Origin of the sequence: Pseudonocardia kongjuensis, from assembly GCF_039526905.1 — a bacterium.
Lineage (GTDB): Bacteria > Actinomycetota > Actinomycetes > Mycobacteriales > Pseudonocardiaceae > Pseudonocardia > Pseudonocardia kongjuensis.
On record NZ_BAAAJK010000001.1, the window covers coordinates 261,341 to 274,191 of the forward strand.

Genomic DNA, 12,851 nt, shown 5'->3' on the forward strand with positions numbered 1-12,851 from the left:
TGTAGGCATGACGAACACGCTGACCGCGGCCGAGCTGCTCACCGACCACTTCGGCCGGGTCGACGGCCTGGTGCACGACGTCGTCGACGGGCTCACCGAGGACGACCTCGCCCGCCGCCCGGACGGCCCCGACGGGGCGGGGAACCCGATCGGCTGGCTGGTGTGGCACCTGCTGCGGGTGCAGGACGACCACGTGGCCGAGGCGTTCGGCACCGGGCAGGTCTGGATCGAGGACGGCTGGGCGGAGCGGTTCGGGCTCCCCCTCGACCCGCAGGACACCGGCTACGGGCACACCCGGGAGCAGGTCGACGCCGTGCGGACCAGCGCCGAGCTGCTCGCCGGGTACGGCGAGGCGGTGCACGCCAGAACGGTGTCGCACCTGGCGACGCTCACCGACGCCGAGCTCGCCCGGGTGCTGCCGCCCACCTACGGGGCCGGCGTCACGCTGGGCGCGCGGCTGGTCAGCGTGCTCGGCGACGACCTGCAGCACGCCGGGCAGGCCGCCTACCTGCGCGGGCTGTTCGGCCGCTGACCGCCGCCACGCTCCTCCAGCCAGCCGACCGCGAACGCGCACACCGCGGCCGCGTCGACGAGCAGCGAGTCCGCGCCGGCGACCCGGCCCTGCACGCCGCCCCCGGCAACCCTGCCGTGCATCCCGTCCCCGGCGGCCCTGCCCTGCATGCCGCCCCCGGCGGCCCTGCCGTGCATGCCGCCTCCGGCGGCGACGAATCCGGCGACGAATCCGGCGACGATGAGGCCGAGATGGTCCTCCCCCGGCCCGGCCCCGTCGAATGCCGGGCTGACCGGGCGGCTGGTGTCGTACTCGGTGACGGTCCGCCAGCGGACGCCGCCGGGCGCCGCGAACGGCACCTCGTAGCGGACCACCCGCTTGCCGGGCAGGTCGGCGAGGTGCTCGGCGTGGTGCAGCAGGGTCATCGTGTCCCACGGCGCGCCGATCATCGCGACCCGCCCGCCCGCCTCGACGAGCTTCGCGAACGGTGACCCCGGCCCGTAGCCGTGGTCGACCGGGTGGTCCCGCACGAACCATCCGGCGCGGGCACCGAGCGCGGCGACCGAGGCGCCCGGCGATCCGCTGCGCAGCGCGCCGGGGCGGGTGCGCAGGAACTCGGGGAACGCGCCGTTGTCCCGGATCGCCCGGGACGCCGCCGGATCGAACGGCGGGACGTGCGGGCGCAGCTCGTCGGGCACCCGGCCGTCGGCGTCGAGCAGGTCCAGGTACGGGGCCTGCCAGTCGGTGTAGGCGAGCACCGTCCCGCCCGGGGAGACGGCGTCGAGCAGCGCGTCGACCAGCGTGTCCGGGCCGTCGATCAGCGGGCCCAGCGCCCGGATCCCGGCGTGGGCGAGGACGTCGTCGCCGGGGCGCAGGCCCAGGGCGCGCAGGTCGGCGGCCACTCCGGCCCGGGTGGCGAACGGGATCCCGGTCACGATCGGTGGACGGTACCGGCGGGCGTCGCGGCCGTCACCGGAGTTCGGGGCCGGGTCCGCGCCGCCTACGCTGGGCGGGATGTCCGCTCCCACGCACGTCCCCGACCTGACCGGCCTCGCCCTGCTCGTCGCGATCGCCCGCACCGGCAACCTCGGCACCGCCGCGCACGAGCTCGGGCTGTCCGTGCAGGCCGCGACCGCCCGGGTCCGCGCGGTGGAGCAGCTGGTCGGCACCCCGGTGCTGGAGCGCGGCCGGCGCGGACGGCGTTCGAGCAGGCTCACCGCGCGCGGGGTGCTGCTCGTCGAGTGGGCGGGCCCGGTGCTCGACGCCGCCCAGGACCTGGACGCCGCCGTCGCCACCCTGCGCCCGCCGGACGACCCGGCGGACACCGTGGTGCTGGCCGCGGGCCCGACGGCCGCCGAGTGCCTGCTGCCCGGCTGGCTGGTGGGGCTGCGCGACGGGCCGGGCGGGCGGATCACCCTGCTCGACACCGCGGACCCGGCGGCCGCGGTCCGGGACGGCGACGCCGCCGTCGGGATCGTCGAGACCGGCGGCCCGCTGGACAAGCTGCACGCGACCACGGTCGCGAGCGTCACCCTGGTGCTGGTCGTGCCGCCCGGGCATCCGCTGGCCGGCGGGCCGGGGATCGACGGCGCGGGGCTGGCGGCGACCCCGCTGGTCAGCCGCCGTCCGGACGCCGGTTCCCGGCCGGTGCTGGACGCCGCGCTGCGGGACGCGGCCGGCGACTCCCCGGTCGCCGAGCCGGTCCGCGAGCTGGCCGCCGACGCCGCGGTGCGGGCCGCCGTCCGCCGCGGGGACGGCCCGGCGGTGCTGCCCCGGATGGTGGTCGCCGCGGACCTGGCGGCCGGGCTGCTGGTCGAGGTGCCGGTGCACGGCGTCGAGCTGACCCGGGAGTTCCGCGCGGCCTGGCAGGAGGGCACCTCACCGCAGGGAACCGCGCGGGACCTCCTGCGCATCGCCACCGGCGGCCGGATCCGCTGAGCCGCGTCGCTCGGCCCGGCGCATCGCCGCCCAGCCGATCGCGGCGGCGCCGACACAGGACAGCGCGCCGAGCGCCAGTCCGCCGCGGCCGCCGAGCTGCTCGCTGACCCAGCCCGCGATCGGGCCGCCGATCGGGGTGGACCCGAGGAACGCGACCGACCACAGCGCCATCACCCGGCCCCGCATGGCGGGGTCCGAGGCGAGCTGGAGGGTGCTGTTCCCGCCGGCCATGAACGCGACGCTGGACATCCCGACCAGGCCCATCGCGACCAGCGCGACCCACAGCGTCGGGGCCACCGCGACCAGCGCCATCGACAGCCCGAACAGCAGCGAGGTGCGCACCAGCGCGGGCAGCCCGGTCCGGCCGCGGCCGGCGACGATCAGGCCGCCGACGACCGCGCCGACGCCCATCGCGGCGGTCAGGTAGCCGTAGGTGCCGGCGTCGCCGCCGAACGTCTCCGAGGCGACGACCGGCAGCACCACCGGGAACTCGTAGGCCAGGCAGCCGACCAGCGCCATCATCACCAGCGGGACGCTCAGCTCCGGGGTGCGCCGGACGTAGGCGAACCCCGCGCGCAGCTGGCCGGGTGCCCGCGGCGTGGGCGCGCTCGGGGTGAGCGCGGAGACGTCGAGCCGCAGCAGCGAGGTCACCACGGCGACGAAGCTGGCCGCGTTCACCGCGAAGCACACGCCGGTCCCGCCCGCGACGATCACCACCCCGGCGACCGCCGGGCCGATCGCCCGGGCCGCGTTCACCAGCACCGAGTTGAGGGTGACGGCGTTGCGCAGGTCGTCCGGGCCGACCAGCTCGTGCACGAACACCTGCCGGGCCGGGTTCTCGAACGCCTTGTTCAGGCCCAGGACGGCGGCGAGGACGAAGACGTGCCACAGCACGACGGTCCCGGTGAGGGTCAGCACGGCCAGCGCGAGTGCCTGCAACCCCATCAACGTCTGCAGGCCGATCATCAGCCGGCGCCGGTCCAGCCGGTCCACCCAGACGCCCGCGTACGGGCCGACCAGCAGGGTGGGCAGGGTCTGCACCGCGACGACCGCGCCGAGCACGGCCGCCGATCCGGTCAGCTCGTAGACCAGCCAGGACTGGGCGATCGACTGCATCCAGGTGCCGATCATGGAGATCGACTGGCCGCCGAACCACAGCCGGTAGTTGCGCCCGGACAGGGCCGAGAAGGTCCGTGCGGAGTACGACCGGAGCGCCGCCGCGGCGTTCACCGGGCCGCTCGGAGCGAGCCCGCCAGGGCCTCTAGCGCGGGCAGCGCGGCGCGCAGTCCCTCGGCGTGGCCGTCCGGGAGCCCGTCGACGTGTTCGGCGAGCAGCCGGGCGCGTTCCTCGCGCTGGCGGGTGTGCTCGGCGATGCCGGCCTCGGTGGCGGCGACCCGCACCGCCCGCCCGTCGGCCGGGTCGGTGTCGCGGACCAGCAGTCCGGCGGCCGCCAGCTTGCCGGCCAGCCGGGACAGCATCGTGGGGTTGAGCCCCTCCAGCGCGGCGAGCTCCCCCATCCCCAGCGGGCCGCGGACCACGACCGTGCCGAGCACCGAGACCTGGGTGCGGGTCAGGTCGGAGCCGCGGGAGTGCCGGTCCAGGCCGCGGGTGATCCGGGCGAGGACCACGCGCAGCCGGACGAGCTCGTCGGGATCGAGGCCGCTCATCACGTTCCGTTCGCCGGGTTCGTTGCTTACCGGCAAGCATATACCCGGGGGCGGGTGCGGGCCGGACCGGCCCGGGCCCGGCTCAGCCCGCGGCGGTCCCGGCGTCGGCCCGGAGCCGGGCGGCGAGGCGCTGCAGGTCGTCGCGCAGCGCGACGATCTCCTCGGTCGACATGCCGGTGGCGCGGACCACCTCGTCCTGCGCGACGGCGGCCCGCTCGCGCAGCGCCGTCCCCTCCCCGGTGAGCGAGACCTGGACGGTCCGCTCGTCGTCGGGACGGCGGGCCCGGGTGATCAGGCCGCGGCTCTCCAGCCGGGTCAGCATCGGGGAGAGCGTGCCGCTGTCGAGGTGCATCCGCTCCCCCAGCTCACGCTGCGGGATGCTCTCCTCGGCCCACAGCACCAGCAGCACCGCGTACTGGCTGTAGGTGAGCCCGATCGCGTCGAGCACCGGCCGGTAACAGCCGGTCATCGCCCGCGAGGCCGAGTGCAGCGCGAAACAGAGCTGCTCGTCGAGCGCCAGCGGCGCGACCGATCCGGGCTGGTCCATCGCTACAGGGTATGCCCCCGCCCCGGCGCCGGGTCCAGCCGCACGCCGCCCGCGCGCCTACCATCGGGCCCCGGACGGCGACCGGCGGAGGACGGGCGGGGCGATGGACGAGCGCGACCGGGCACACCTGCGGCGGTGCGTCGAGCTGGCCGAGGAGGCGCTGCGGGCCGGCGACGAGCCGTTCGGATCGGTGCTGGTCGACCGCACCGGGACCGCCGTCGCCGAGGACCGCAACCGGGTGTCCGGCGGGGACCCGACGCAGCATCCGGAGTTCGCGCTGGCCCGGGCCTCGACCGGCCTGCTCACCCCGGCCGAGCGGGCCGCCGCGACCGTGTACACCTCCGGCGAGCACTGCCCGATGTGCGCCGCCGCGCACGCCTGGGCCGGCCTCGGCCGGATCGTCTACGCCAGCTCCACCGCGCAGCTGCGCAGCTGGCTGCAGGAGCTCGGCGCGGCACCCGGCCCGGTCCGGCCGCTGCCGGTGTCGGACGTGGCGCCCGGGGTCCGGGTGGAGGGGCCGGACCCGGATCTCGCGCCGCAGGTCCGGCGGCTGCACGAGCGCTACCGCGACCGGCACACACGATGACGGTCCGGGGCGCTGCCATCCCCGAACGGCTGCGCCCCGGACCGTGAGATCAGCGGAGCCGGAAGGCTCCCCAGCACCCGGCTCCGCCGTGGACCGTGACATCGCAGAACTACCCGGGTGCCACCGGAGGGAATCACGGACCGCCCAGGTTCACCCGGACCGAGCAGCGACGACGCCGCGATGAGACGATCGGGTGACATCCCGCACGCCCGCACCGGAGGCACCGGCCGATGACCTGGATCCGCACCGCCGCCCGACTGCTGCTCGGCGCCTTCCTGGTGACCGCCGGGATCGCGCACCTGGTCGTGCCCGGCGAGTTCCTGGCCCAGGTCCCGCCGTTCCTGCCGGCCCCCGGCGCGATCGTGCTGGTGTCCGGGCTGGTGGAGATCGCGCTCGGGGCCGCGGTGCTCCTCGCACCGGCCCGGCTGCGGCCCGCCGTCGGGCTCGCTGCGGCCGCGCTGTTCGTCCTGGTGTTCCCCGGCAACGTGTCGCAGTACCTCACCGGCACCGCCGCGTTCGGCCTGGACACCGACGCCGCCCGGGCGACCCGGCTGCTGTTCCAGCCGCTGCTGGTGGCGTGGGCGCTGTGGTCGTGCGGATCGTGGCCGCTGCTGCGCGGTGCCCGGGGCAGCGGGCGGCACCGGGCCCGGAACTGATCGTGCCCCGCCCCGGCGGCTCTGCCTGCCGGGACGGGGCACCGTCTCGGTTCCCGCTCAGGCGGCCGGCCCGATCGGGAAGCGCAGCACGGCGCCGAGCCCGTCGACGAGCGTGACGCCGTCGCCGGGGGCGGCGAGCACCACCCGCGCGTCGGCGCCGGCCACCGCCCGCACCAGCACGCCCACCGCGGGGGCCGACGTGACCGGCCCGCCGTCGAGCAGCTCGTCCGGCTTCTCGGCCACCGCGGTCGGGTCCGCGCCGACCAGCAGCTCGGTGCCCGGGACCGCCGCCGGGTCGACGACGAGGGTCTCCACGGCGTGCGCCCTGGCCGCCGCGACGACGTCGCCCAGCCCGGTCACGGCCAGCCCGCCGGTGCGGCCGGAGGCGGTCGCGTAGCTCGTGACCGCCTCGGCGCGGCGGCGCTCGCGGACCTCGTCGGCGGCCGCCCGCACGGTGTCGTCGACCTGCTCCGGGACGGTCCCGCCGGTGTTCTCGATCTCGGCCATGATCTCGGCCGAGGCCGGCGCCAGCTCGTCGCGCAGCCGGGCCCTGGCCGGTGCGTCACCGGCCACCACGAGCAGCTCGGCGTTGCCGCCGCGGACCGCCTTGTCGACCTGCTCGGCGACGGCCTGCGCGTTGCGCTTCCAGGTCTCCTCGACCCGGGCGTCCGCGCCGCCCTCCCCGGGGCCCGCCGTGTTCGCCTTGTGCACCGGGCCGGAGGACCCGGAGTCCACGGTCTGCACGGTGCCGTCGACGGCGCGGATCTCGCCGCCGGTGTTGTCGATCGCGACGACCACCGTCGGGATCTGCTCGCCGACCGCGGCGAGCACCGGCAGCAGCTCGGGCACCGGGCCCCAGGTCGCGGTGCCGCGCTCCGGCGGGACCTCGGTGTGCCGGTCGAGCAGCACGGCGTCCGGGTCGGCGACGAGCACCCGGCCCGCGGTGCCGTCCGGGGCGGGCGCATCCACCACCGCGTCGTCGAGCACGGCGAGGGTCCGCTCGTCGGCGCCGTCGTCGGCGAGCCGCTCGCGCAGGTCGCGCCAGCGCAGCCGGTACTGCTCGGTCGCGTCGGCGGTGTCGTGCGTGGCGTCCAGCACGACGGTCGCGAAGGGACCGTCGCTGTCGTTCAGGTGTCGGATCCAGTCGGTTCGCATCGGTCCCCGCCTTCCCGGTACGCGGTGGTGCAAACCCGGCGGCCGCGCGCGGCCCGTGCGCCGGGCGGCGAATCCGGGCAGACTCGGCGATCACCGCTGCGCCGCAGCCGGTGTCGCACGGAGCCGACCGGGAGTCCCATGTCCAGCCAGAACCGCCACGCGGCCCCCGACACCGCGTCGTCCGCACCCGTGCTGGCGCTGCGGGTGCTCGCGGTGGCCTCGGTCGCCGTGATCGCCTGGCAGTTCGTGAGCGCGGCCGGGCTGTTCACCGGCGGCGACCTCGGGCCGCACGCGGCCGGCTCGATCGTGCTGCACGTCGTCACCGGCCTGGCCGCCGGCGCCGCGATCTGGCTGCGCTCCCGCAACGGCCGCCCCTGGTGGCCGTCGGTGCTGGCGGTCGCGGTGTTCGCCTTCACCTTCGTCCAGGGCTACTTCGGCGACTATCCCGGCCTGGTCGTGCACGTCCCGGGGGCGATGGCGCTCACCGCGGGCTCGGTGTGGCTGGCCGCCTGGTCGTTCCTGCGGCTGCGCTGATCCTGCCGCCGGTCAGCCGCCGGCCGCGAACTCGCGCAGCATCCGGTTGCGCGACTCCAGCTCCTCCGGCGTCGCCGGCACCATGATCCGGCGGCCCTCCTCCATGAAGACCTGCGCCCGGTCGACCAGCGGGCGCTGCCGGGCCTCGAAGCGGGCATACGCGGCGGGCAGGTCGCCGGGGCTCGCGACGACCTCCTCGGCGAGGTACTCGGCGGCGGTCATCGCCAGCGACGTGCCCATCCCGGACAGCAGCGCGGCGCAGTGCGCGGCGTCGCCGACCACCGCGACCCGTCCGGTCGTCCAGGAGTCCATGAAGGTCTGACTGACCGAGTCGAGGTAGAAGCCGGGCGACGCGGGATCCAGGAACGCCGCGCGCACCCGCGGGATCTCCCACACGTCGAGCCCGGCCAGGAACCCGCCGACGATCCGGCGCTGGGCGTCGAGGTCACGGTAGTCGTAGCGGATCTGCTCGCTGCAGACCATGAGGTAGGCCATCATGCGGTCCTCGACCGGCCGTACCGAGACCATCAGGCCGGGGACGCTGAACATCGCGTGGTCCCAGTCCGCGGCCGGATCGAGATCGACCAGCGCCACGTAGGCGCCGCGGTGCCGGACGTAGCGGTCCTCCCCGCCGAAGGCCAGCCGGCGCGTGTTCGAGTGCAGCCCGTCCGCACCGACGACCAGGTCGAACTCGCGGTACGTGCCGTCCGACAGTCCGGCCCGGACGCCGTCCGGCCGGTCGTCGAGGGACTCGACACACGTTCCGAACAGGAACTCGACGCGCTCGCCCAGCGACGCGCGCAGGAGCGCGTTGAGATGGTCGCGGGTGATCTCGAAGTCCTCGGTGCTCTCGTTCGCGAACCAGGTCAGGTCGATCGTGGCCTGCTGGGCACCGGTGCCGTCGAGCACCGGCGCCACCGACGCGCTCGCCGGTATCGCCAGTGCCCGGGCCCGGTCCAGGATCCCCATCCGGGCCGCCGTGCCGAGCGCGTCGCCGCGGATGTCGATCGGGGCGCCGCCCTGGCGCAGCCCGTCGTGCAGCTCGACGACGGTGACCTCGGCGCCGGCCCGGTCGAACCAGTACGCCGACGACAGCCCGGCCACGCCTGCCCCGGACACCAGTACCTTCATCGGTCGCTCCTCGTGATGTTCGGGTCGGTGGGCGGGGCCGCAGCCGGGCCGGTCACCGGGTGGGCGTGCACGAACTCGCCGACCAGTGTCGCGACGGTCGTGGCGAACTCGAAGGACAGGCCGTGCCGGGCCCCCGGCACCACGACCAGCTCGGCACCGGCGATCCCGGCGGCGAGCACCTCGCCGTTGCCGACCGGGACGAGCGGATCGTCGGCCCCGTAGAACAGCACCGTCGGCGCGGTGATGCGGTGCAGGTCGTCGACGACCCGGTGCCCGGCCAGCGCGGCCATCCGGGGTGAGCCGGGCGGGCTGTGCCGGCCGGAGACGATCCGGCGCACCGGGCCCGCCAGTGCCGGGTCGCGCCGGCCCGCGTCGCTGAGCACCGCCTCGATCATCAGCTCGGTCCGCTCGTCGTCGGTCGCGGACAGCAGCCGGGTCATGAACTCCGACGGGCTGCTCGCGCCGTCCGGTGCGGCGCCGACCAGCAGGCTGCGGACCCGGTCCGGGTGCCGGATGGCGACGTGCAGGCTCAGCGCCCCGCCGAAGGAGATCCCCATGACGTGCGCCCGGTCGATCCCCAGTGCGTCCATCAGGGCGACGCAGTCGTCGGCGAGGTCGCCCATCGAGTACGGGCCGGAGGCGGTGAAGCTGTCCCCGATGTCGCGCTGGTCGTAGGAGATGGCGCGGATGCCGCCGGGCAGGTGCCGGGCGAAGCCGGTGTACTGGCCGCGGTGCGACTCGGCGCCGTGATGCATGATCAGCGGCTCGCCGGTGCCGGTCTCCTGGTAGGCGAGCACGCCGGCCGGTGTGCGGACCCGCAGTGGGGTGCCGGGTGGGGTGCCGGGTTCGCTCTCGGGTTCGGTGGTCATGGTCTCTCCCCGTCTCATCGACCGGCCGCGTAGCCCTGTGCGCCGCGCGGGTTCGCCGCCGCGCCGACCCGTCCGGTCAGCGGGTCCCGGATCACGGCGGACAGCCTGCCCAGCGACCAGGGCCCGGACACGGTGACGTCGTGTCCCCGGCGGCGCAGTCCCTCGATCACCCCGGCGCCGATCCGCTCCTCGATCACCAGGCCGGCCGGCGTCCAGTGCCGCGGCCAGAACGACCCGGCGATCGCGGTGGTGTGGAACATCGGCGAGTCGATCGCCTCCTGCGGTGTGTAGCCGCCGACGAGCGTGCGGAGCAGGTAGAGCAGCTGCCACTGGTCCTGCTGGTCGCCGCCGGGCGAGCCGAGCGCGGACACCGCGACGCCGTCGCGCAGCAGCACGGTCGGGGTGAGCGTGGTGCGGGGCCGCTTCCCGGGCGCCAGCGCCGACGGGCTGCGGCCGTCCAGCCAGGACATCTGCAAGCGGGTGCCCAGGCAGAACCCGAGCTCGGGGATCGTCGGGTTGGACTGCAGCCAGCCGCCGGACGGGGTCACCGAGACCAGGTTCCCCCACCGGTCGACGACGTCGATGTGCACGGTGTCGCCACGGGTCTCCCCGTCGAGCCGGACGGTCGGTTCGCCGCTGCCCGCCACGGCGGCGGCGCCGTCGTCCGACCGCAGCGGCGGGATGTAGGGGGTGCGCCCGGGCAGGGTCCCCGGCCGGAACCCGCGGGACGCCTCGTCGGTGATCTCCCGGGCCCGGCCCGCCGCGTAGCCGGGGGTGAGCAGCTCCCGCAGGCCGCCGGGGTCGTCGGCGGAGTCGCCGTAGTAGGCGTCCCGGTCGGCCATCGCGAGCTTGAGCGCCTCGACGATCGTGTGCACGCCGCGCTCGGTGGACGGGTCCAGGTCGGCGGGATCGACGTGCCGCAGGATCGCCAGCGCCTGCAGCAGCACCGGGCCCTGTGACCAGAAGGGCGCCTTCACCACCGTGTGCCCGTGGAAGTCCAGCGTGAGCGGGCGTTCGGCGTGCGCCTCGAACCCGGCGAGATCGGCGGCCGCCAGCACGCCGGGACGGTCCCGGCCGTCGGCGTGCCGGTGTGCCCGCGCGGAGGACCCGACGATCGCCGCGGCCACGAAGCCGGACCGCCACTGTGACCGGACGGCGTCGATCCGGGCGGTGCGCCCGCCCGTTCCGGCGCCGTCGAGCAGCCGGCGCAGGGTGCGGGCGTAGACCGGGTTGCCCAGCACCGTGCCCGGCTCCGGCGCCCGGCCGTCGACCAGCCAGGTCCGGGCCGACGTCGGCCAGTGCTCGGTGAAGTGCGCGGCCATCGTCGCGATCGTGTCGGCCGCGGACCGCAGCAGCGGCTGCCCGGTCTCCGCGTAGTGGATCGCGTAGGCCAGCACGTCGGCGACGTCCCAGCTGCCGTGCTCGCGCAGCATCCACAGCCACGCGTCCACGGCGCCGGGCACGGCGGCGGCGAGGGCACCGGCGCCCGGCACGGAGTCCAGGCCGGACGCGCGGTACCGCTCGATGGTCGCGTCGCGGGGCGCCGGGCCCTGTCCCATCACGATCCGGGGCTCGGCACCGGCCGGTGCGACGATGCCGACCAGGTCGCCGCCGGGCCCGTTGAGGTGCGGCTCGACGACGTGCATCACGAACCCGGCGGCGACGGCCGCGTCGAACGAGTTCCCGCCGCGCTCCAGGACGCTCTGGGCGACGGCCGTCGACACCCAGTGGGTGGTGGCCGACATCCCGAACGACCCCTCCAGCTGCGGCCTGCTCAGGTGGGTCGGTGGTGCGGTGAACCGATCGACGGCAACGGTCATCGCAGGTCGCGCGGGTTCGGTGCTGGGTGGCCCATGGTCTCCCCGTCCGGCATCTCGACACCCGGATTGGATGCTATTTGAGAGCTTGGCATCCCATCGGGCCGTCGGCAAGTGTGGGCCGATGTCTTCAGATTGCATCCTCTTTCGGATATCTTGCACTCATGAGTACCTACCCGCCCACGCCCGGTGACACCCTGCTGTTCGAGAACGACCGGGTCCGCGTGTGGTCGATGACCCTCGAGGCCGGGGGGATGTTCGACTTCCACCAGCACCACCACGACCATCTCGTGCTCTGGCCGGATCCCGGCACGGCGGAGGCCCAGGAGATCACCGACGGCGACAGCTGGCCGGTGCGCCAGGTCGCCGAGCCGGGCTTCTGCATGTTCAAGACCGTCGGCTCGGGCGGCCCGATGACGCCGCACCGCATCCGCAACCTCGGCGACACCGCGGTCACCCACTACATCGTCGAGCTGGTCGGCGGGCCCTCCCCCAGCCCGGTCACGCTCGACGCACAGACCAACGACCGCGGGCACACCACGCACCCGGGCATGTCGACACCGGCCGCGCGGGACGACGCAGGGGCCTGACCGGCCGGATCAGGCCCCGCCGCCGCCGGAGCGTTCCAGCCAGCCCGCGACGGCGTCGATCGACGTGTGGATGTGCGCGGTCATCAGCTCGCGGGCGGCCGCGCCGTCGCCGGAGAGGACGGCCGCGGCGATCCGCTCGTGCTCCTCGAGGTTGCGGTTGAGCAGCCGGGAGTTGCCGGCGTAGGCGCCGAACGAGATGTTGTGCGGGAGCCGGCGCCGCAGCTCGCCGATCGACAGGGTCAGGTAGCGGTTCCCGGCCGCCTCGATGATCACCGAGTGGAACTGCTCGTTGCTCCGGGCCCACACCGCCGCGACGTCGCCCTCGACCTTCCCGTCCCGGACCTGACGGAAGTGATCCCAGGCGCCCGCCAGCCGTTCCGAGCGCCGGTCGTCGATCCGGCCGCTCGCCAGCTCGGCGGCCAGCCCCTCCAGCTCACCGCGGACCTCACCGATCAGCCGGATGTCGCTGGGCGACTGGCCGTTCACCCGGGCCCCCCGGTTCGGGACGATGGTGACGACGTCGCGCTCGGCGAGGATGCGCAGCGCCTCGCGCACCGGGGTCCGGCTGATCGCGAACTCGTCGGCCAGCGCGCTGTGCCGCAGCCAGGCGCCGATCGGGATCTCACCGGCGATGATGCGGCTCTGCAGCACCTCGGCGACCCGGTCGCCGAGGGAGACGCCGGAGCCGTCGTCGGTGAGCAGAGTGGAGGTCACGGGCGTCCCCTCGGTCGTCGAGCAGTGCAAGATGGATCGTACTGCATCCAATCCAGCCGGACGTCGTTCCCGATCCGGTGGCCGCCGGGCAGGATCACGCTGTCGCCCATACGCTCGGACGTTCCGGCGGGCACCC

Annotated in this window: 15 protein-coding genes; 6 read left to right on the forward strand and 9 right to left on the reverse strand. The window is 75.4% G+C overall.

Translation table 11 applies throughout. The annotated features are described in order from the left end of the window. Nucleotides 1-7: 7 nt before the first annotated feature. Entirely contained in the window at nucleotides 8-532 is a 525-nt protein-coding gene (locus ABD160_RS01205) for a mycothiol transferase (protein WP_344017643.1), read from the forward strand. On the opposite strand, the gene aac(3) is transcribed toward ABD160_RS01205, so the two are convergent. Next, the gene (gene aac(3), locus ABD160_RS01210; RefSeq protein WP_344017644.1) at nucleotides 505-1,446 is read right to left on the reverse strand and encodes an aminoglycoside 3-N-acetyltransferase; all 942 of its coding nucleotides are present in this window, start codon (nucleotides 1,444-1,446) and stop codon (nucleotides 505-507) included. The genes ABD160_RS01205 and aac(3) overlap by 28 nt on opposite strands. A gap of 79 nt (nucleotides 1,447-1,525) precedes the next feature. Here aac(3) and ABD160_RS01215 point away from each other — a divergent pair, with 79 nt between their 5' ends. Then, complete coding sequence (locus ABD160_RS01215; protein WP_344017645.1) at nucleotides 1,526-2,449, forward strand: LysR family transcriptional regulator; 924 nt, start codon at nucleotides 1,526-1,528, stop codon at nucleotides 2,447-2,449. Here the strand turns inward: ABD160_RS01215 and ABD160_RS01220 are convergent. From ABD160_RS01220 to ABD160_RS01230, 3 genes are all read right to left on the reverse strand, one after another. Next, nucleotides 2,390-3,679, reverse strand: coding sequence for an MFS transporter (locus tag ABD160_RS01220; protein ID WP_344017646.1), 1,290 nt, complete (start codon nucleotides 3,677-3,679; stop codon nucleotides 2,390-2,392). The two genes, ABD160_RS01215 and ABD160_RS01220, sit on opposite strands and share 60 nt — an antisense overlap. Beyond that, nucleotides 3,676-4,116: a MarR family winged helix-turn-helix transcriptional regulator gene (locus ABD160_RS01225; RefSeq protein WP_344017647.1), complete on the reverse strand. Its 441-nt coding sequence runs from the start codon at nucleotides 4,114-4,116 to the stop codon at nucleotides 3,676-3,678. The genes ABD160_RS01220 and ABD160_RS01225 overlap by 4 nt, the downstream gene beginning before the upstream one ends. A gap of 82 nt (nucleotides 4,117-4,198) precedes the next feature. Next, on the reverse strand, nucleotides 4,199-4,663 hold the full coding sequence (locus ABD160_RS01230) for a MarR family winged helix-turn-helix transcriptional regulator (protein WP_344017648.1): 465 nt from the start codon (nucleotides 4,661-4,663) through the stop codon (nucleotides 4,199-4,201). A gap of 103 nt (nucleotides 4,664-4,766) precedes the next feature. Between ABD160_RS01230 and ABD160_RS01235 the strand changes: the two genes are divergently transcribed. Continuing rightward, on the forward strand, nucleotides 4,767-5,249 hold the full coding sequence (locus ABD160_RS01235) for a nucleoside deaminase (RefSeq protein WP_344017649.1): 483 nt from the start codon (nucleotides 4,767-4,769) through the stop codon (nucleotides 5,247-5,249). 230 nt (nucleotides 5,250-5,479) lie between these two features. Next, a complete protein-coding gene (locus ABD160_RS01240) occupies nucleotides 5,480-5,905 on the forward strand; it encodes a DoxX family protein (RefSeq protein WP_344017651.1) in 426 nt (141 codons plus the stop codon). 57 nt (nucleotides 5,906-5,962) lie between these two features. Here the strand turns inward: ABD160_RS01240 and ABD160_RS01245 are convergent, their stop codons facing one another. Further along, nucleotides 5,963-7,060, reverse strand: a complete 1,098-nt coding sequence (locus ABD160_RS01245) for a baeRF2 domain-containing protein (RefSeq protein WP_344017652.1) — start codon at nucleotides 7,058-7,060, stop codon at nucleotides 5,963-5,965. A 138-nt stretch (nucleotides 7,061-7,198) separates the two neighbouring features. On the opposite strand from ABD160_RS01245, the gene ABD160_RS01250 reads away from it, so the two are divergent. Then, nucleotides 7,199-7,594: a hypothetical protein gene (locus ABD160_RS01250; RefSeq protein ID WP_344017653.1), complete on the forward strand. Its 396-nt coding sequence runs from the start codon at nucleotides 7,199-7,201 to the stop codon at nucleotides 7,592-7,594. A gap of 12 nt (nucleotides 7,595-7,606) precedes the next feature. On the opposite strand, the gene ABD160_RS01255 is transcribed toward ABD160_RS01250, so the two are convergent. The 3 genes from ABD160_RS01255 to ABD160_RS01265 are packed head-to-tail and all read right to left on the reverse strand — an operon-like array spanning nucleotide 7,607 to nucleotide 11,414. Beyond that, nucleotides 7,607-8,725: an FAD-dependent monooxygenase gene (locus ABD160_RS01255; protein ID WP_344017654.1), complete on the reverse strand. Its 1,119-nt coding sequence runs from the start codon at nucleotides 8,723-8,725 to the stop codon at nucleotides 7,607-7,609. After that, entirely contained in the window at nucleotides 8,722-9,594 is an 873-nt protein-coding gene (locus ABD160_RS01260) for an alpha/beta fold hydrolase (RefSeq protein WP_344017655.1), read from the reverse strand. The genes ABD160_RS01255 and ABD160_RS01260 overlap by 4 nt, the downstream gene beginning before the upstream one ends. 14 nt (nucleotides 9,595-9,608) lie before the next feature. Then, entirely contained in the window at nucleotides 9,609-11,414 is a 1,806-nt protein-coding gene (locus tag ABD160_RS01265; RefSeq protein WP_344017656.1) for a gamma-glutamyltransferase family protein, read from the reverse strand. Nucleotides 11,415-11,575: 161 nt separating this feature from the next. On the opposite strand from ABD160_RS01265, the gene ABD160_RS01270 reads away from it, so the two are divergent. Beyond that, nucleotides 11,576-12,001, forward strand: a complete 426-nt coding sequence (locus ABD160_RS01270) for a hypothetical protein (RefSeq protein WP_344017657.1) — start codon at nucleotides 11,576-11,578, stop codon at nucleotides 11,999-12,001. A 9-nt stretch (nucleotides 12,002-12,010) separates the two neighbouring features. On the opposite strand, the gene ABD160_RS01275 is transcribed toward ABD160_RS01270, so the two are convergent. After that, nucleotides 12,011-12,715, reverse strand: coding sequence for a GntR family transcriptional regulator (locus tag ABD160_RS01275; protein WP_344017658.1), 705 nt, complete (start codon nucleotides 12,713-12,715; stop codon nucleotides 12,011-12,013). Nucleotides 12,716-12,851: the final 136 nt, after the last annotated feature.

Bases quoted from the DNA above. Each gene is read 5' to 3' on its own strand.
- ABD160_RS01205 (WP_344017643.1), top strand. From the start codon at position 8: ATGACGAACACGCTGACCGCGGCCGAGCTGCTCACCGACCACTTCGGC.
- ABD160_RS01215 (WP_344017645.1), top strand. From the start codon at position 1,526: ATGTCCGCTCCCACGCACGTCCCCGACCTGACCGGCCTCGCCCTGCTC.
- ABD160_RS01225 (WP_344017647.1), bottom strand. From the start codon at position 4,116: ATGAGCGGCCTCGATCCCGACGAGCTCGTCCGGCTGCGCGTGGTCCTC.
- ABD160_RS01230 (WP_344017648.1), bottom strand. From the start codon at position 4,663: ATGGACCAGCCCGGATCGGTCGCGCCGCTGGCGCTCGACGAGCAGCTC.
- ABD160_RS01235 (WP_344017649.1), top strand. From the start codon at position 4,767: ATGGACGAGCGCGACCGGGCACACCTGCGGCGGTGCGTCGAGCTGGCC.
- ABD160_RS01240 (WP_344017651.1), top strand. From the start codon at position 5,480: ATGACCTGGATCCGCACCGCCGCCCGACTGCTGCTCGGCGCCTTCCTG.
- ABD160_RS01245 (WP_344017652.1), bottom strand. From the start codon at position 7,060: ATGCGAACCGACTGGATCCGACACCTGAACGACAGCGACGGTCCCTTC.
- ABD160_RS01250 (WP_344017653.1), top strand. From the start codon at position 7,199: ATGTCCAGCCAGAACCGCCACGCGGCCCCCGACACCGCGTCGTCCGCA.
- ABD160_RS01255 (WP_344017654.1), bottom strand. From the start codon at position 8,725: ATGAAGGTACTGGTGTCCGGGGCAGGCGTGGCCGGGCTGTCGTCGGCG.
- ABD160_RS01260 (WP_344017655.1), bottom strand. From the start codon at position 9,594: ATGACCACCGAACCCGAGAGCGAACCCGGCACCCCACCCGGCACCCCA.
- ABD160_RS01265 (WP_344017656.1), bottom strand. From the start codon at position 11,414: ATGACCGTTGCCGTCGATCGGTTCACCGCACCACCGACCCACCTGAGC.
- ABD160_RS01270 (WP_344017657.1), top strand. From the start codon at position 11,576: ATGAGTACCTACCCGCCCACGCCCGGTGACACCCTGCTGTTCGAGAAC.